Here is an 18,118-nt window from a genome sequence, read left to right as displayed (position 1 = left end):
AATGCATAACTGTAATGGATAAGTAGATATATTTGCTTTCACTCCAGCGCCAATGCTCATGCCTCATACCGACCCCCAAAAAAGCGCCCTGTTCCAGCAAGTGGCCGCGCAGCTTCGGCAGCAAGGCTTCACTATTGCCAAAGAAGACCCAACGCGCCCGTGGGGTGGTTTTTTTGTGATTGACGAGGCCCAGGCGCAGGAATTTGCCAATACCTATTTCGATGGCTTGTTGGTGGATAGCTTGCGGATTTCGGGCCGACTGAGTCCCAAAATTCTGGTAGTGGCCCCGCACCAGCGGCTGAGCTGGCAGTACCACCACCGCCGCGCCGAAATCTGGCAGGTGGTGCAGGGGCCGGTGGGCGTGGCCGTCAGCGATTCTGATGAGCAGGGCGAAGTGAAAAACCTGCAGGTGGGCGAGCGGATTATTCTGCGGCAGGGTGAGCGCCACCGCCTCGTGGGCTTGAAGGATTGGGGCGTATTAGCCGAAATCTGGCAGCATACCGACGCGAACAATCCTTCGGACGAATACGACATCGTGCGCGTGCAAGACGACTTCGGCCGCTAGAAGCCGTTGTGGTACCAACAAAAAAGCTCGGTATTGCCGGGCTTTTTTGCTGTTCAGGAAAAAGCCTGGCTACGCTTCATCATCGCTGGGCTTCACCTTTTTCATCGCCTCGGCCAGCGACTGTTGCAGCTTAGTGCCGGAGTCGGCCGGGGCAGTTTCGCTGATGTTGTACTGCTTTTGCAGCCGCTCCCACTCCTCAATGGCGATGAACACGCCGGTGATTTTGCCTTTGTCGTCGGAGAGATACTTGATGTCCATTATCAGTAGGGGGTTAAATGATTTTTTCGGAACGTCGGGCTGCGTTGGTCGAGGCGTAACGCGCTTTCCTGGCACAAACGCCGCTTACTCGCCGGGGCGATAGGTTTTTTCGGTGTGGGCCTGCACGTCTTCGGGGTAGAAGCGCACCTCTTTAAAACGGCCGTTGCAGTATAAATCGGCCTGGTCGGTGAAGTGCGGCGTGCCGGGGCGGCTGCTCTGGCCTCCGGTCACCACTGAGCGTGCCGTGATGCGCGGGCCAAATTCCACCACCGCCACAAAGCTATTTCCCACGTTGCCGTAGCGTTTTTTCGTACCAGGATACGTGCGCGCACCAAACGCCGCCAGTGAGCCCCAGGCCGACGATGTGAAGGCCACCGGCTGGCTGGGCTGCTGGTCGTCGTAGGTTTCCTCGATGCGGCCGGTGAGGCGCTGGTAGCGGTTCACCTCGCCCCAGGGCATTTTCCAGGTGCCGAAATCGCGCGTCAGGTCGTCGAGGGTTTCGGAGAGGGTCGTGATTTTTTCCGATGGCGAAGTATTGGCCAGCGCGAAACGCACGAAGCTGATGTAGTCGAGCTGCGGCTGGGCCTCGGGTACGCGGGTGCGGGCTTTGGCCAGCAGCCGCTCGGCCCAGTAGATGGCCACCGTTTGGGCCACTGAAGTTTGGGCGTAGCTATGGTCCCAGGCGCGGAGGGTGGCAATGGCTTCGGCCACGGCGGGCGCGGCGGCTTTTTCGGCCGAAGTGGGCTGGTAGGCAGCCAGCAGTGGCGGCAGCATATCATCGAAAGCGGTGAGGTGCGGGTCGCCGGCCGCCGTAATGAGCGTGTCGAGGCTGACCACGGCTTTGCTGCTGAGCACGCGCACGGCGTTCAGGCCGCGGTAGTTTTCGGCGTCGGGGGCTTCGTATTTGGGATATTTTGCGGCGGCCGGGCTGCTGGGGCCGCTCACGGTGAAGGGCGTGGAATTACAGTTCTGGATGAAGCCGCTGGCCGGGTTGTGCACCTGCACTAGCTCGCTCACCGGGTGGAAGCCCTGCCATTCGGTGGCCGACGTGCTGCCGTCTACCGGCTGGCTCCAATCGAATTTCGGGTTGCGCCGGGGCATGAAATTGCCGTGCCAGTAGGCAATACTGCCCTTGGTATCGGCAAAAACCGTGTTGTTAGAGGCGTTCCCGTTCAGCTTCATCACCTGCTGAAAGCTGTCGTAATCGGTGGCCTTGGTGCGCAGGTACGACTGCTGCAAAGCGGCCAGCGGCGCGTTCATCATGCGCACCGCCACCCACTGCCCGTCCGATTTCTGCCCCACAATAGGGCCGTGGTGCGTGCGGAAGATGGTGAAAGTTTTGCGCAGCATCTTATCACCCGATTTGTAGGGCAGCGCCACTTTCTGTGCAGTCACGGCGCGCAGCTTGCCATCGTATTTGTAAAACGCCTTGCCGTCTTTTTCCTCAATCGTTTCGAGGTACTCGTCCATCGAATCGGCCTGGCTGGACGTGTGCATCCAGCCACAGTGCTCATTAAATCCCTGATAAATAAAGAATTGACCCCACGTCACGGCTCCGTAGGCATTCAGGCCCTGCTGGCTCACCATCTGCACTTCGGAGCGGAAGTAAAACGAGGTATGCGGGTTGATGAGCAGCAGGGCGTGGCCGTTGGCGCTTTTGGCGGGCGCAATGGCAAAGCCGTTGGAGCCCACCGGCTCGCGGTCGGTGCGGCCAAAATCGGTATCAATCCAGGAGCTCGATTTCTTCTGGCTGTAAAAAGCCTTCAGCCGCTCCAGCGATACCACGCTGATATTACCCCCAATGCTGCCCTCGCTGAACATGAGCGGCATCCAGGGCTGGAAGCGGCGCAGCAGTCGGGGCCGCACGGTGGGATGGGTGGCCAGGTAGTAGTTGGTGCCGGCCGCGAAGGCATCGAGCAGCATCTTCATATCGGCCGGGCTCTTTTTATAGATGTTGAAGGCCTGCGTGCTGTCCAGAAACATGCGGGCACGTAGGTCGTGGTAAAGCTGGGCTTCGCCCTCCACTTCGGCCAGCCGACCAATGGCATCGAGGTAGTTGGTTTCGACGCGGGCAAAATCATCCTCGCACTGCGCGTAAAGCAGGCCGAAAACCGCGTCGGCATCGGTCTTGCCGTAAATGTGCGGCACACCGTAGCTGTCGCGCGTAATGCGCACCTGCCGCGCCTGCTGCTGCCAGTGCGCCACTTCGGCGGGGGTAAAGCGTTGAGCCAGTCCAGGCAAGCAAAGGCCGGCGCACAGGCTCAGCACAAACAGAAAGCGCATCATAGAAAGCAAAAAGTAAGGATGAAACCATTGCGGCCATCGGCAGCCAGGGGCAGTAGTGGTCAAAGTACGGCGATTTGCCCGGCTCCGACGCGTTATGGCACCAGAGCCCGCGCACCGCAACCCACTGGGAAGCCCATGGCTGCCCCCCGCCAACTAACGCGGCAGCTACTTTCGCCGTCAGCTTTCCATGGAAAACCTGTTTTTTACCAGCTGGACCAGTTTGGTCCGCACGCTCATTATTGGTCTGCTGGCATACGTAGGGCTGATTTTGATGCTGCGCGCCTCGGGCAAGCGCCCGCTGTCGAAGATGAATGCCTTCGACCTGATTGTGGCCGTAGCCCTGGGCTCCACGCTGGCCACGGTGCTACTCAGCAAGGGCGTAGCCCTGGCCGACGGGCTACTGGCTTTCGCCCTGCTCATTGGCCTGCAGTTCGGCATCACCTGGCTGTCGGTGCGCTTCAAAGCGGTGAGCAGGCTGGTAAAATCCGACCCCACGCTGCTGGTGTACACCGGCCACTACTTGTTCGATGCCATGCGCGCCGAACGCATTACGGAAGGCGAAGTACTGGCCAGTCTGCGCGAGCGCGGCATTGCGTCGCTGGCCGATGCCGCCGCCGTAGTCCTGGAAAACGACGGCACCCTGAACGCACTATCCAAAGCCTCATCGGCCGAAGGGTCGTCGCTGGGCAATGTGCCTGGTATACCCCAATAATATTTCGGGTAGATAATTGATTGTAAGCTGAAGCTGCTTAGGGATTTCAGCAATAACAGAACGTCATTCCGAGCGCAGCCGAGGAATCTCGCTCGGGGTTGTTTGGGTGTCGTTCAACTATTCACGCGAGATTCCTCGGCTGCGCTCGGAATGACGTTTTTCTATTCTCGGGTACTTCCTAATCAGCTTCAATAACTAAAATAAAATAACCCAAGGATGCGAGCGATTGACATTCAATCGCTCGCATCCTTGGGTTAGCAAGCCAACCCGGGTTCAACCGGACCGGCTGGTTGCTTAGGCCGAAAATGACGAGCCGCAGCCGCAGGTGCTTTTGGCCTGAGGGTTGTTGAAAACGAAGCCACGGGCGTTGAGGCCATCCTGGAAGTCGACTTCCATGCCCAGTACGTACATGGCGTGCTTTTTATCCATGATGAGCTTCAGGCCGTCGAGGTCGTAGGTTTCGTCGGCATCTTTGGCTTTGTCGAAGCCCAGCAGGTAGCTCATGCCCGAGCAGCCGCCGCCCTGCACGCCGATGCGCAGGCCGTAGTCGGCGGGCACATTCTTCTCCTGAATGATGTTTTTCACCTCCACTACAGCGCGGTCGGTGAGGGTAATGGGGGCGAGGGTGGCAACAGCAGCCATAATAAAAATTGATTTAGCGGGAAGTTGAGAACAAAGATACGGCCGGAGCCGGCGTTGCCGTTGGTACGGCCGCAGCAGGGGAAACAGCGGTTGGGGCCCGGCGGTTCACGGCGTAGTTTTGTGGGCTATTTATGCACCTAGCACGTCATACTAAGCTTGTCGAAGCATCTCTACCGCTTCGTTGCAATCGTCGTTGATTACTACTGCGGCAGAGATGTTTCGACAAGCTCCGCATGACGTTCAAAACCTTAAATAATTCCAATGGATTCAACTACCTATTTCTTCGACATCCTCAAGATTACCCTGCCCGCCATCATCGTGGCCGGAGTCATTTATATGCTGTTTCAGCAGTTTCTGGAGAAGGAGCAGCAGCGTCGCCTCATCGAGCTTCGCCTCGAAAGCAACAAAACCACGCTGCCGCTGCGCCTGCAGGCCTACGAGCGCATCGTGCTATTTCTGGAGCGTATCTCGCCCAACAACATCCTCGTGCGCCTGAGCAGCGGGGGCATTACCGCGCCCGAGTTTCACCGGCTGCTGCAGCAGGAAATCCGGGCCGAATACGAGCACAACCTCTCGCAGCAGCTCTACCTCTCGGCCGATGCCTGGACGCTGGTGAAGGAAGCCAAAGAAAACGTGCTCACAATGGTAAACCGCGCCTTCCACGGCATTCAGAACCCGGCCCAAGCCCGTGGCACCGAGCTGGCAAAGCGCATCCTTGAAGGCCTGATGATGGACGGGGCCGAGCCTACGGCGCAGGCGCTGGCCGTGGTGAAGAACGAGGCGGCCGGGCTGTTTTAACTTGTAGCACGTGCTTTAGCTTGTGCATGGTAGCGCCACCATGCACAAGCTAAAGCACGTGCTACAAGCCCTACGCTGTCACGCTCACTTCCTCAATAGCCTTGCGGTAGCACTCCTCATACAGCGGCACGATATTATCGACAGCGAACTCCTCGGCGCGGGCGCGGGCGGCGGCTTTGAAGCGGGGCAGGTTTGTGTCATCGAGCACGAAAAGGGCGTTTCTTACCATGTCGGGCACGTCGCCGATTTCGCTAATCATGCCCGTTACGCCGTGCACGTTCAACTCGGGAATGCCGCCGGCATTTGTGCTCACTACGGGCACTTCGCAGGCCATCGCCTCGAGAGCGGCCAGGCCGAAGCTCTCGTTTTCGGACGGCATCAGGAACAGGTCGCCCACGCTGAGGACTTCCTCCACGGCTTCGAGCTTGCCGAGGAAGCGCAGGTCGCGGTGGCAGTCGAGGTCGCGGGCCAGCTTCTCCATGCGGCTGCGGTCGGGGCCGTCGCCCACCAATAGCAGCTTGGCCGGTATCTGGGCGCGCACGCCGCAGAAGATGCGCAGCACATCCTCGACGCGCTTCACGGTGCGGAAGTTACTGGTGTGGATGAGCAGCTTTTCGCCCTCGGGGGCAATGGCGGCCCGGAAGTGGCTTTTTTCCTGCTTCTTAAAACGGTGCAGGTCGATGAAGTTGGGGATGACGGTAATTTCTTTCTCGACGGCGAAATACTCGTAGGTTTCGCGCCGCAAATCGGCCGATACCGATGTCACCCCGTCGCTCTGATTGATGCTGAACGTCACCACGGGCTCGAAGCTGGGGTCTTTGCCCACCAGCGTAATGTCGGTGCCGTGCAGCGTGGTCACTACCGGAATCTGGATGCCCCGGGCACGCAGAATCTGTTTGGCCATGAAAGCCGCCGAAGCGTGCGGAATGGCGTAGTGGACGTGTAGCACATCCAGCTTCTCGTTCTGCACAATGTCAACCATCTTGCTGGTCAGGGCCAGCTCGTAGGGCGGAAACTGGAACAGCGGGTACGCCGGCACATACACCTCGTGGTAGAAGAGGTTCTCGTTGAAGAAGTCGAGCCGCACCGGCTGGCTGTAAGTAATAAAATGCACGCGGTGGCCGCGTTGGGCCAGGGCCTTGCCCAATTCCGTGGCCACTACGCCGGAGCCGCCAAAGGTGGGATAACAAACGATGCCGATGTTCATGAGATAATGCTGTTGCGCTTAGCGAACCAGATAAGAGGCGCATTGTTGCGCCAGCTGCGAGGTGTGGTGATTGACGTACGGGGTGTAGTTTTACTTACTCCGGCTACCTTATACGGTAAAACTGATGTATCCGTAGGAGTGCGCATTCCAGCTAATTGATGGCTTGACTGCCTACAGTATAGTTTGCTTCATCAAGCTGCAACTGAAGCGGTAGGAAGCTGTGCGTTTATGATGGGGCAACGTTGACGCGTGCATCAATCCATAAAGGATTCCGCGTAATCCTCACCCCACTTTTTGACGAATTGGTAATTTGCATCAAGTAGCAGCAATCATAATTCGCTGCTTGCCAAACTGTCAGCTGGCCTGTAATGCCAATGATAAAAGCCGTACTCAAAGTTGTGGAGTTCGGTAGTCTGACTGAACCCCGGCTGCGTAACATCAGTGAACCCTAAATCCATCATCTTCTTGCCGAACTCATTAAACACTGGCTCATCTTTAGTGAAAAGCAGTATTTTCTTATGTTCATCAAACGTAAGTTTCGTTTCACCCTGCTCGAAGTAAACAGCACATTCGATGAAGCCATCATCAAGAATGTTAGCCTGATTTTCCTGTAGAAAGCTAATGATTCCATTCATGAGAATGAACCGAATCATAGGAGCTGTTTAGAAAGTCCCCGAACGGTGATGCAGAGCGCAGCGAAGCATCACCGTTCGGGGACTTTCTAAACAGCTCCTATGCCTGTGGGTGGAATAAAAACATGTTCTTCTGGGTCAATAGGGTAAGAACAATTTTTAGAGCCCGTCATTACCGAGCCAGACAACTGAATCAAATTGTCCGGCTCTTCGAAATCTTCCAAGTTATCCAACCGAGCCGCTTCCGTAGCTTGAGGATTCAGAAAATCATTTTCTGCGGCAGCCTGTAGCGCATTAGCTAATACTTCGCCACAGTGTGGGCCATAGGCGTAGAAATTGCCCACTATTCCGGTAATGTCATCGGACTGGCCACCAATGAGGAAATACCAATATTGATTCTGCTCCTGCATTCGAAAAGGAAAGTAACTTAAAGCTGCTGCGTAGAGCTACTGTTAGCTAATCTATTGGCTTCCCTGAATTCTATATTTCCTTGATGCTTCCAGTGGAGCAGAAGCCCTTATTTCTGGCTGGCCGTAGCCGGCAGCTTCTTCGCGCTTTCCGCCGCCATAGCCTTATAAATAACCTCCTGAATGCGAGTGCGAATGTTGTACTGACGCAGCTTGTTATTGCCCGCGTCGGGGTACACGCGGTTGGAGAGGAAGATGTAGAGGATGTTATTGTCCGGGTCCATCCACACGCAGGTGCCCGTGAAGCCGGTGTGGCCGAAGGTGCTGGCCGGCGCGAGGTTGCTGGTGGGGCCTTCGGGCTTGCTGGGGTCGCCGTGGTCCCAGCCCAGGCCGCGCCGGCTGCCGGCCGTCTGGGGCCGCGCAAACTCCGTCACCACCGGCGACTGGAAGTAGCGGGTGCCACCGTAGTTACCGTTTTGCAGGTTCATCTGCATCAGCACAGCCAAGTCGTTGGCGGTGGCAAAAAGGCCGGCGTGGCCGCCCACGCCCCCTACGAGGGCGGCGGTTTGGTCGTGCACTGTGCCTTGCAGCTGCTCACGGCGGTAGTAGGTGTCGTTTTCGGTAGGCGCAATGCAGGTTTTGGGAAAGCGCAGCAAGGGGTTGTACGTCATGCTGCCCAGCCCCAGCGGCCGGTAGAAATTATCCTCCAGAAATTTTTCAATCGGCTGTCTGAGAAGCTTTTCGCACACCCGCTTCATCACCATAAAGCTCAGGTCCGAATATTCCGTGGGGTAGCGGCCCTTGATTTTGGGCAGCAGGCCGGAGCGCATGGTCCAGGCCCAGACGGAATCGTCGGCGGCTTTGGTGCTGTATTCGCCGGGCGCTACTTCGTTGGGGAAATCGTCGGAGCGGGCGCTGGCGTAGTAGACGGGTTTCAGATGGCCGTCGTGCAGGGTGCGTTCCCACGTCGGAATGCCCGGTTTGAGGCCGGCCTGGTGCAACAGCACGTCGCGCACGGTCATGTCGCGCTTGTTGGTGCGGACCAGCTCGGGCAGGTAGGTGGCTACTTTCTCCTCGATATTCAGCTTGCCCTGGTCCTTGAGGTACATCACGGCTTGCAGCGTGCCGGCCACTTTCGTCACCGAGGCCAGGTCGTATAACGTGCTGCTGGTCACCGGTTGGGTCTGGTCGTAGGTGCAGTAGCCGTAGCTTTGGTCGAAGACCACGGTGCCGTTTTTGGCCACCAGTACCTGGCAGCCGGGGGCGGCGGCGTAGGTCTGGCTCTCTAGCGCGATATTGTCAATCTGGGCCAGCACCCGCGAGCTCAGGCCCTGGCTTTCGGGCACGGCGTAGCGCAGACGGTGCAGGTCGGCGGTGGCAATGCCAAGATTGGTTTTGAGCGTGGGCGATACCGTAACGGGCAGTTTGCCCCGGGCCGGCAGCGCCCCAAACAGCACCTGCGGCACCACCAGCTGCGCCGCATAATGGTCCTCGTAGCCGCACACCAGCGTGCGGGCATCTTCCAGAAATTTCAGCGAATAGGCGTTGCCCATGGCCACTACCACCGTTTTGATGCGCTTATTAGCCTCCAGCTGCTTGATAAATTTCATCGCCCCATCGCCGATGCCGTAGTTGTGGCTGGGCGTGTTGTTCATCTGGTGCAGGCTCACCACCACTACGTTATATCCCTGCAGGCGGCTGCTGATGCGGGCAAACGTGGAGTCGGGCGCGTAGCGGTCGGGCACGGCATATACCGGGCCGGGCTGGTACTTATTGAAAATGGTAGCGTACGGCCCTTCCGCCTGCGTGCCGATGGTGATGGCCGCAATCCGCAGCGTATCGAGCCGCTGGAAGGGGAGGAGATTATCGTCGTTTTTTGCCACGGTCACCGCGTGCTCAAAAATGCTCTGGGCCAATACCTTTGAATCGGGCAGGTTCAGACTATCGCGCAGGGTACGCAGGTTCACGGGCTGGTAGTGATTTAGCCCGGCCCAGTACTTGGCCCGCAGAATTTTCTTGATGCGCAGGTCCAAATCGGCCTGCGTGAGCTTGCCGGCGGCCACCGCTTCGCGGATGCGCAGCAGGGCCGACGGCACGTCCTCCGAAAACAGCAGCACATCGTTGCCGGCGGCCAGGGCCAGGGCATCCAGCTCGCCATCCTTGTAGAGCTTGCTCACACTGCGCATGTTCAGCGCGTCGGTGAAAACCAAGCCTTTAAAGCCCATCTTGTCCTTCAGCAAGTCCGTAACCAGCGCGTGCGAGAGGGTGGTGGTTTTGGCATCCGTTGTGTCGAACAGCGGCATGTAGAGGTGGGCCACAATCACGCCCATCACCCCGGCCTCAAACGACTGCTGGAAGGGCACCAAATCCACCTTTGTAAGGCGGGCCATGTCGGTATTAATAACCGGGAGCGAAACGTGCGAGTCGGTATCGGTGTCGCCGTGGCCGGGGAAATGTTTGGCCACGGCCATCACGTTGTTATCCTGCAAGCCCTTGATATACTGAATGCCCAGCGCGGCCACGCGGTTCTGGTCCTCGCCAAACGAACGGTTGCCGATGACCGGGTTGCCGGGGTTGGAGTTCACGTCGAGCACTGGCGCGAAGTCGATGTGCACGCCCAGCGCCCGCATTTTGCGGGCAATGTCGCGGCCCATCTGGTACACGTACTTGGGGTCATTCATAGCCCCCAGCGTCATTTGCTTGGCGAAGTGGGCCGAGGAGTCGAGGCGCATATCGAGGCCCCACTCGGCATCCATGGCGATGAGCAGCGGCACTTTGGCGGCGGCCTGCAGGCGGTTGGCCATCAGGGCCTGGCGCTTGGGGCCGCCTTGCATAAACATCACGCCGCCAATGCCCTGATTACGTACCAGCCGCTCGATGCGCTCTACGTGGCTGCGGTCTTTGTTCGAATACGCGGCCACCATGAACAGCTGGCCCAGGCGCTGGTCGGGCGTGAGCGCATTAAAAATGCTATCGACCCAGGCCGTTTCCACCGGGCCGGAAGGCAGCGGGTCGGCGGGCATTTTCTTTACATCGGCAAACGACAGCAACAGTCCCGCCGCCAGCAGCAAAGCCGCCATGGTAAGCTGGAAAGGGATGCGCATCAGCCCCGTAGGGTTGGTGGGTTGGTTCAAGGGGCAAACGGGCCGCGGGGGCCGTACTTTTGTCGTGAGTAGCAACGGAACCCGCCGGCCGGGTTTGGAGGTTCCAATCCTGGGCGGCTTCGGCACGAAACGCAACGGTGCGAGCCGTAAAATTTCGCTTTGGAACTCCGCTATTCGGCCGCGAAGGTACGCAACAAACCCCGTCGCGGGTTTACAACGCGGTGCTTTTTTGGTTATTGTTCAATACGTTTCGGCTTGTTGGCGTGCTGGTTAGCTGTTCGTTGTTCGCTCCTCAATTCTCGCTTTCCGCTTCCAGAAAATGCCTGATATCATTCACCTGCTTCCCGAATACCTTGCCAATCAGATTGCGGCCGGCGAGGTGGTGCAGCGCCCCGCCTCGGTGGTGAAGGAGCTGCTGGAAAATGCTGTCGATGCGGGGGCCACTCAGGTGCAGCTTATTGTGAAAGAGGCTGGTAAGCAGCTGGTGCAGGTGGTGGACAATGGCGCGGGCATGAGCCCCACCGATGCTCGCATGAGCCTGGAGCGCCACGCCACCAGCAAAATCCGCTCGACCGAAGACCTGTTCCGCATTCGCACCCTGGGCTTCCGGGGCGAGGCCCTGGCCAGCATCGCGGCCGTGGCCCAGGTCGAAATCCGCACCAAGCAGCGCGACCAGGACACCGGCAGCCTGCTGCTCGTGGAGGGCTCGCAAATCACCAGCCAGCAGCCCACCGCCTGCCCGGACGGTACCAGCATCGCCGTCAAAAACCTGTTTTTCAACGTGCCCGCCCGGCGCAATTTCCTCAAGAGCAACGCCGTGGAAATGCGACACATTCTCGATGAGTTTCAGCATGTAGCCCTGGCCAATCCGCAAATTGCGTTCTCGCTCTATCAGAATGAGCTGGAGGTGTTTGGTCTGCCGGCCGGTAAGCTGAGCCAGCGCATTGTGGCGCTGCTGGGCAATGGCTACAAGGAGCAGCTGGCAGCTTGCGAGGAGGTGACGCACTCCATTTCGGTGCGCGGCTTTGTGGGCAAGCCCGAGTCAAGCAAGAAAAGCCGGGGCGACCAGTTTTTCTTCGTCAATAACCGCTTCATTCGCTCGGCCTACCTCAACCATGCCGTGCTGGCGGCTTACGAAGGCCTGCTGGCCCGCGACACGCACCCGTTCTACGTGCTGTTTCTGGAGCTCGACCCCAAGGCCATCGATATCAACGTGCACCCAACCAAGACGGAAATTAAGTTCGAGGACGAGAAAACCGTGTACGCCGTGGTGCGCGCCGCCGTGAAGCAAAGCCTGGGCCTGCACAATATTGCGCCCTCGCTGGACTTTGAGGGCGACGTGAACTTTGCGCCCATCCGCCCGCTGCGTGCCGGCAAGGGTACCGGCGGCATACCTACCGAAGCCGACGACCACCTACCTGCCGCCACGCCCGCCGCCCGCGCCGCCGCCGCCAATGGCGACAGCTACCGCCCCGATGCCCTGGCCGCTGCCGCCTCGGGGGCGGCTCCGCGCACTGCCGGGGGCAGCTCCGGCTTCGCCAATTTCAACTCCGACACCCGCCGCGACGGCTTCGAGCGTGAGTTGCCGCCGCGCCCCACCGAGCAGGCCCGCCGCGACCTCGAAGCCTTTTACCGCGAGCTGGGCCAGCCCGTGCGCGACAACGCCAGCATCGACGCCGTGACCGCCCGTAGCTTTGAGGGGCCCGCGCCGGCCGTGCCCGTCGAGTCCATTATCAATAACCTGCCTGGGCGGGGGGCTCCCGGCTCGGCCGAGCTATCGCTGGGCCTGAACGTGCCCGATGGTGCCCCGGGCCGGGTGGTTCCGGCCCGCGAGGGCAGCGGCGCGGGCAGCCGCGCCGTGCAGGTGCAGCAGCGCTTCGTGCTGGTGCCCGTGAAGTCGGGCGTGCTGCTGATTGACCAGGAAGCCGCCCGCGAGCGCATTCTGTATGAGCAGTACCAGCAGGAGCTGGGCCGGGCCGTGGGCACTTCGCAAACGCTCTTATTTCCGCGCACGGTCACGTTTTCGCCGGCCGACTTCGCCGTGCTGCGCGAGCTCACGGAGCCGTTGCACGCGCTGGGCTTCATTTTTAATGAGTTTGGGCCGAGCACCATTGCCGTGGAAGCCATCCCGGCCGGCATGCCGGCGCAGGACGAAAAAGAGCTGCTGGAAAGTCTTATCGAGCAGTTTCGCACCACGGCCGGCCCGCTCAAGCTCGACCAGCGCGAGAGCCTGGCCCGCGCCCTGGCCCGCCGCATAGCCGCTGGCACCGCCGCCACCCGCCTGCCCGAATCCGAACTCAACGCCCTGGCCGACCGCCTCTTCGCCTGCCAAACCCCCGGCTATACCCCCGACGGCCGTAAAACCCTCGTACTCCTTGACGGCCAGCAGCTGGCCGATTTCTTCCGTAAGTAAAGTAGCGCGGACTTTTAGTCCGCGAGTGAGTGAATCCCAACCATCTTCCCGTCACGCGCGGACTAAAAGTCCGCGCTACAGGTACCCCGGCTAGCTTTGTGCGGCTAATTTCTGTTAAACATCACTCCAGCGGAACGTTGGAGCTATACCCCATTCATGTTCAATCTCACCCCCACGGTTCGCAATTTGTTGATTGCGAACGTTCTGTTTCTTGTTGCCCAGCAAAGTCTGCTGCCGCTCATCACCCAGGTCGGCAGCTTGTATCCCGTCGGTTCGCCGTTTTTCTTTCCCTGGCAGTTCTTTACCTATATGTTCCTGCATGCCGGCTGGGGGCATTTGATTGCCAATATGTTCGGTCTTATTTCCTTCGGGCCGCTGCTGGAGCAGCGTTGGGGCGCGTCACGCTTTCTTACCTTCTGGCTGATTTGCGGCGTGGGGGCCGGCGTGCTCTACGAAGGTGTGCGCGGCTACGAAATGCACAAGATGGAAGTGGCGCGGCAGGAGTTTCATCAGTCGCCCACCGGCGGAGATTTTGCCAATTTTTTCCGCTCGTACTTTCCCGATGCCACCGGCTACGAAAGCCTGGCTGGTGCGCTGGAGCGCAACCCGCAAAACCAGGAATACATCAATGCCGCCACCAAAGCCGTGGATGGGGCCGTTGTCGAAACCCGCGATTCTCCCAACGGCGGCATGGTAGGTGCTTCGGGCGCACTGTTCGGCATCCTGTTCGCCTTCGCCTACCTGTTTCCGAATACAGAATTAATGCTGCTTTTCTTTCCGTTTCCCATCAAAGCGAAGTATTTTGTGTTTCTATATGCCGCGTACGAGCTGTACAACGGTGTGCACCGCACCCCAGGCGATAATGTTGCCCACTTTGCCCACCTCGGCGGGTTGCTGATTGGTTTCATTGTCCTCAAGTTCTGGGAGGGCGGCCGGGAACGGTTTTACTAATAGTTGGTTGTTGAAATAAGCGGGCCGCGTTGGCGGCTATTCCGTTACATTCATTGAATCTGTTTACTCCCGATACATGCCATGAGCATCGTTCAAGATATTCGCACCGCCTTCAGCCGCCGCGACAATGCCCTCATCCAGCTCATCCAGCTCAATGTGCTGGTATTTGCGGGCCTGATTGTGGTGCAGGCCGTGATGACCATCAGCAGCACTAGCGGCTATTTCCCGCTGCTGCTGCGCCAGTTTGAACTGTCGTCGGCGCTGCCGGAGTTCATTCGCCACCCCTGGACGCTGCTCACCTACGCCTTCACGCACACCACCTACCAGAAGAGTTTCTTCGACGGCCTGCTCCATATCCTGTTCAATATGCTGAACCTGTACTGGTTCGGGCAGCTCATCCAGGAGTACCTCGGCAACCGTCGGCTCGTGAGCCTCTACGTGCTGGGGGCGCTGGCCGGTGCGGCGTTCTTCCTGCTCAGCTTCAACCTGATTCCGGCCTTCCAGTCCGGCCTGGGCAGCCCCATGAATGGGGCGTCGGCGGCGGTTTCGGCCATCATCGTGGCCGCGGCCACGCTGCTGCCCGACTACACGTTCATGGTCATTCTCATCGGCCCGGTCAAAATCAAATGGATTGCGGCTGTAGTGATTCTACTCTCGCTCGCGGGCCTCAGCGGCGGCAACCCGGGCGGCATGATGGCCCACCTCGGCGGGGCCTTGCTGGGCTTCGTGTTCATCAAGCAGTTGCAGGCCGGGCGCGATTTGGGCCGGCCGGTGCAGGCCGTCGGCAACTGGTTCAGCCGCCTCGCCAGTCCGCGCCCCACCATGCGTGTGAGCAGCACCACTCGCCGCCCCGAGCCGGTAGCGGCCGCTTCTATGAGCAGCAGCAAGAAGCCCGCCGCCCCCGGCCAGCCCCTGCAGGACGAAATCGACACGATTCTGGATAAGATTTCGCGTTCCGGCTACGAGAGCCTTTCCAAGGACGAAAAGCAGAAGCTTTTCCGGGCCAGCCAGCAGTAGGCCGGCGCTGGTTAAGGCTTGGTCACTCTAACGGGTTTGAGTAGGCGTCATGCAGAGCGCAGCGAAGCATCTTTACCGCAATAGTAAATCGGATTACTGGTGGCGGGCAAGATGCTTCGCTGCGCTCTGCATGACGACCTTACGCGCTGCGCAGCCAGGCCTTAGCCAGTTCTAGGTCCTGAAACAGCCGAATCTCGAAGTTCTGGCCCACGCGCGTCACCAGTTCGGCGGCCGATGCCTGCCCAAAAATGCCCGGCGATACGATGTGCGCAAAGCGTTTCAGGCCCAGGGCCAGCGCCTGCGGCATCCAGTTTTCGGCAATCCATTCGTTGGCCGAGCTCCAGGAGCCGATGATTTTGCGGTTGTCGTTCAGCATATGGGCGCACGGGTTTTCCCGCAGGAAATCAATGGTCGCCTGGCAGCCCTGGATAACTTTCTCGGTGTGCAGCACCCCCACCCAGTTGTTGTAAATCCACTGGTTGGCTGCATCAAATTCGATGGTTAAGAATATTTTGTCGAACGCGTTGACCAGGGATTTCTTCATGGGTAAACAGGGAGTAGTAGGTGATTATATCGAAAGGTAGCCATATTATTTCAGCAGTTCTCTGGTAAAGCAAAAGGGCCAGTGCTGCGAAGCACTGGCCCTTTTGTAAGTAGTTGGCAGGTATTACGCAGGCTGGGCGCTGCTCATTTTGTCGAGCGCATCCATCACCTCTTTCACGTGGCCGCGCGAGGTTTCAAGCATGGCTTTCTCTTCGTCGTTGAGCTGCAGCTCAATCACGCGCTCCACGCCGTTTTTGCCGAGGATAACCGGGGCACCGAGGTACACACCGTTGATGCCGTATTCGCCTTGCAGCTCCAGGCACACGGGGAACACGCGGCGCTGGTCGCGCACAATGGCCTCCACCATCTGGGCGGCAGCCGCGCCGGGCGCGTACCAGGCCGACGTACCCATGAGCTTCACCAGCTCGCCGCCGCCGTTCTTGGTGCGCTCCACAATGGCATCAAGCTTCTCCTTAGAAATCAGCTCGGTAACGGGAATGCCACCCACGGTGGTGTAGCGGGGTAGGGGCACCATGGTGTCGCCGTGGCCACCCATGAGCACGGCCTGAATGTCTTTCGGGCTCACGTTCAAGGCCTCGGCCAGGAAGGCGCGGTAACGGGCCGTGTCGAGGATGCCGGCCATGCCGAACACCTTTTCGCGGGGCAGCTTGGCGGTGAGGTGGGCCTGGTAGGTCATCACGTCGAGCGGGTTGCTCACGATGATGATAATGGCGTTGGGGGAGTGGGCCACCACCTGCTCGGTCACCGATTTCACGATGCCGGCGTTGATGCCAATCAGGTCGTCGCGGGTCATGCCGGGCTTGCGGGGCAGGCCGGAGGTAATCACCACCACGTCCGAACCAGCGGTGCGGGCGTAGTCGCTGGTTACGCCCACGGTGCGCGAGTCGTAGCCGATAATCGGAGCTTTCTGCCAGATATCGAGGGCTTTGCCTTCGGCAACACCTTCCTTGATATCAACCAGGACAATTTCGTTAGCAATTTCACGGGTGGCGAGCACATCAGCGCAAGTTGCGCCGACATTGCCGGCTCCGACTACGGTAACTTTCATAGGAAAAGAATTGGGGGGTTGGAGTTTCGCGGGTAAAAGTACGGACGGGCCGCTCAAGCTTGGGTGAAAAAAGCAAGTTTTTACCCAAGCCGGAGTTCGGGAGTTAAATCGATTGCCCAAAAAACACTACATCCGCTGCACCGTGAGCACGCGCTCCGAGGTTTCTTCCACCTTAAACCGGTCATCGACGCGCCAGCCCACTACCCAGCAGATTTTGCCATCGGCCGAGGTGAGCACGCGCACGTCATCCTTCAGGTTCAGCGGCACTTTCTGGTCGATGAGGAAGTCGCTGAGCAGCTTTTTGCCCTTCATGCCGAGGGGCATAAACCAGTCGCCTTCCTGCCATTTGCGCAGCGTGAGCGGGAATTTAATTTTGTCGGCATCGAGCGCGGCCGTGCTTTTGGAGCGTGGGATGATAAAGTGCCGGGCATCGTCGTGCAGTTCGGCTTTCAGGCGCATGCCGTCGGCCAGCAGGTCGGTCTGGCCCGCCGTCAGCTGGAAGGTACCGAACTGCGACAGCCGCCGCGGCGTGATAACCAGATGCTCCCGGTCCTTCACCAGCCGGTGCGTGGGCGAGTCGAACTTCCGGCCACTCTCGCCGGGGAAAGCGGCCACAATGTCCTTCACCACCAGCCACGAAAAACCGAACGGCCGCAGGATTTCGTGCAGCACCAGGGCCGTGGCGGCTGTTTTTTGCAGCGTACTGATATTTAAATACGTTACCTCCGCTTCGTCGCGGCGGGCCTGGGCGGCGGTTTCCTCCACGTAGCGGCGCACAATTTCCTCGGCCCCGCCCACGCGCTCGGCGGTGCCGTGCATGGTCTGGTCGAGATTGGGGTTGATTTCGCGCAGCACGGGCAGCACCTCGTGGCGCAGCAGGTTGCGCTGGTACACGGGGCTGGCGTTGCTGTCGTCTTCACGCCAGCGCAGGCCGCGCTCTACTAAGTATTCGTGCAGGGCATCGCGTCCCAGGCCCAGCAGCGGGCGGATGATGTGCCCGTTTTTCACCTTAATGCCGTGCAGGCCGGCCAGTCCGGTGCCGTGCGTAAGGTTGAGAATCATGGTTTCGGCCTCATCGCGCTGGTGGTGGGCCGTGGCGATGTAGGCCAAACCCTGCGCCTGCCGCACCTGCTCAAACCAGCGGTAGCGCAGGAAGCGGGCCGCCATCTGGGTCGAAATGCCTTCCTGCTCGGCGTAGGCTTTGGTCTGGAAAAACTCGGCGAAATAGGGGAGGTCGTACTGTTTGGCCAGCTTGCGCACAAACTGCTCGTCGGCGTCGGCATCTTCGCCGCGCAGGCCGAAGTGGCAGTGCGCCACCGCCACCTGCGCGCCCAGCTTGTGCAGCACATCCAGCATCACCACCGAATCGAGCCCGCCGCTTACCGCGACCAGAATGGGGTCGTTTTCGATGGAAAATAGATTGTTTTCTTCAATGAAGCGGCGAACGGAATCAAGCATGGTGCAACGGGCAGCCCAGAGGGCCAATAAGTACTACAGTGCAAAGATGGCCGTTA

Annotated in this window: 15 protein-coding genes; 6 read left to right on the top strand and 9 right to left on the bottom strand. The window is 59.3% G+C overall.

Annotated features, from left to right (window positions below):
• The first annotated feature begins 58 nt into the window (after positions 1 to 58).
• Complete coding sequence (locus tag KQ661_RS18635) at positions 59 to 565, top strand: cupin domain-containing protein (protein WP_216726683.1); 507 nt, start codon at positions 59 to 61, stop codon at positions 563 to 565.
• 69 nt (positions 566 to 634) lie between these two features.
• Here the strand turns inward: KQ661_RS18635 and KQ661_RS18630 are convergent, their stop codons facing one another.
• Entirely contained in the window at positions 635 to 823 is a 189-nt protein-coding gene (locus tag KQ661_RS18630) for a hypothetical protein (RefSeq protein ID WP_216726682.1), read from the bottom strand.
• Between the two features lie 84 nt (positions 824 to 907).
• Positions 908 to 3,106 carry a penicillin acylase family protein gene (locus tag KQ661_RS18625; protein WP_216728010.1) on the bottom strand — a complete coding sequence of 733 codons (2,199 nt, stop codon included), beginning with the start codon at positions 3,104 to 3,106 and terminating at the stop codon, positions 908 to 910.
• A 190-nt stretch (positions 3,107 to 3,296) separates the two neighbouring features.
• Between KQ661_RS18625 and KQ661_RS18620 the strand changes: the two genes are divergently transcribed.
• Positions 3,297 to 3,821 (top strand): DUF421 domain-containing protein, encoded by a 525-nt coding sequence (locus KQ661_RS18620; RefSeq protein ID WP_216727715.1) that lies wholly within the window; start codon positions 3,297 to 3,299, stop codon positions 3,819 to 3,821.
• Positions 3,822 to 4,115: 294 nt separating this feature from the next.
• Here the strand turns inward: KQ661_RS18620 and KQ661_RS18615 are convergent, their stop codons facing one another.
• The gene (locus KQ661_RS18615; RefSeq protein ID WP_168675019.1) at positions 4,116 to 4,463 is read right to left on the bottom strand and encodes a HesB/IscA family protein; all 348 of its coding nucleotides are present in this window, start codon (positions 4,461 to 4,463) and stop codon (positions 4,116 to 4,118) included.
• A 261-nt stretch (positions 4,464 to 4,724) separates the two neighbouring features.
• Between KQ661_RS18615 and KQ661_RS18610 the strand changes: the two genes are divergently transcribed.
• Complete coding sequence (locus KQ661_RS18610; RefSeq protein WP_216689891.1) at positions 4,725 to 5,261, top strand: DUF7935 family protein; 537 nt, start codon at positions 4,725 to 4,727, stop codon at positions 5,259 to 5,261.
• 70 nt (positions 5,262 to 5,331) lie between these two features.
• Here KQ661_RS18610 and bshA read toward each other — a convergent pair whose 3' ends face one another.
• The 3 genes from bshA to KQ661_RS18595 form a co-directional block, all read right to left on the bottom strand.
• The gene (gene bshA / locus KQ661_RS18605; RefSeq protein ID WP_216727714.1) at positions 5,332 to 6,468 is read right to left on the bottom strand and encodes an N-acetyl-alpha-D-glucosaminyl L-malate synthase BshA; all 1,137 of its coding nucleotides are present in this window, start codon (positions 6,466 to 6,468) and stop codon (positions 5,332 to 5,334) included.
• A gap of 721 nt (positions 6,469 to 7,189) precedes the next feature.
• On the bottom strand, positions 7,190 to 7,510 hold the full coding sequence (locus KQ661_RS18600) for a hypothetical protein (RefSeq protein ID WP_216727713.1): 321 nt from the start codon (positions 7,508 to 7,510) through the stop codon (positions 7,190 to 7,192).
• 107 nt (positions 7,511 to 7,617) lie between these two features.
• Positions 7,618 to 10,641, bottom strand: a complete 3,024-nt coding sequence (locus KQ661_RS18595; protein ID WP_226929852.1) for a glycoside hydrolase family 3 N-terminal domain-containing protein — start codon at positions 10,639 to 10,641, stop codon at positions 7,618 to 7,620.
• A 289-nt stretch (positions 10,642 to 10,930) separates the two neighbouring features.
• Between KQ661_RS18595 and mutL the strand changes: the two genes are divergently transcribed.
• The 3 genes from mutL to KQ661_RS18580 all read left to right on the top strand — a co-directional run bounded on the left by mutL (position 10,931) and on the right by KQ661_RS18580 (position 14,992).
• Positions 10,931 to 13,024 carry a DNA mismatch repair endonuclease MutL gene (gene mutL, locus KQ661_RS18590; RefSeq protein ID WP_216727712.1) on the top strand — a complete coding sequence of 698 codons (2,094 nt, stop codon included), beginning with the start codon at positions 10,931 to 10,933 and terminating at the stop codon, positions 13,022 to 13,024.
• 156 nt (positions 13,025 to 13,180) lie between these two features.
• Entirely contained in the window at positions 13,181 to 13,975 is a 795-nt protein-coding gene (locus tag KQ661_RS18585) for a rhomboid family intramembrane serine protease (RefSeq protein ID WP_216689885.1), read from the top strand.
• Between the two features lie 81 nt (positions 13,976 to 14,056).
• Entirely contained in the window at positions 14,057 to 14,992 is a 936-nt protein-coding gene (locus KQ661_RS18580; protein WP_216689882.1) for a rhomboid family intramembrane serine protease, read from the top strand.
• 139 nt (positions 14,993 to 15,131) lie between these two features.
• Here KQ661_RS18580 and KQ661_RS18575 read toward each other — a convergent pair whose 3' ends face one another.
• The 3 genes from KQ661_RS18575 to tilS all read right to left on the bottom strand — a co-directional run bounded on the left by KQ661_RS18575 (position 15,132) and on the right by tilS (position 18,062).
• The gene (locus tag KQ661_RS18575) at positions 15,132 to 15,536 is read right to left on the bottom strand and encodes an STAS/SEC14 domain-containing protein (RefSeq protein WP_216689880.1); all 405 of its coding nucleotides are present in this window, start codon (positions 15,534 to 15,536) and stop codon (positions 15,132 to 15,134) included.
• Between the two features lie 123 nt (positions 15,537 to 15,659).
• Positions 15,660 to 16,604: a malate dehydrogenase gene (mdh, locus tag KQ661_RS18570; RefSeq protein ID WP_216689878.1), complete on the bottom strand. Its 945-nt coding sequence runs from the start codon at positions 16,602 to 16,604 to the stop codon at positions 15,660 to 15,662.
• A gap of 126 nt (positions 16,605 to 16,730) precedes the next feature.
• Complete coding sequence (gene tilS, locus KQ661_RS18565; protein ID WP_216727711.1) at positions 16,731 to 18,062, bottom strand: tRNA lysidine(34) synthetase TilS; 1,332 nt, start codon at positions 18,060 to 18,062, stop codon at positions 16,731 to 16,733.
• Between the last annotated feature and the right edge of the window lie 56 nt (positions 18,063 to 18,118).

Origin of the sequence: Hymenobacter siberiensis, from assembly GCF_018967845.1 — a bacterium.
GTDB classification, from domain to species: Bacteria; Bacteroidota; Bacteroidia; order Cytophagales; family Hymenobacteraceae; genus Hymenobacter; species Hymenobacter siberiensis.
The sequence above is the reverse complement of the archived record's forward strand: the minus strand, read 5'-3'. Positions and strand labels throughout refer to the sequence as shown.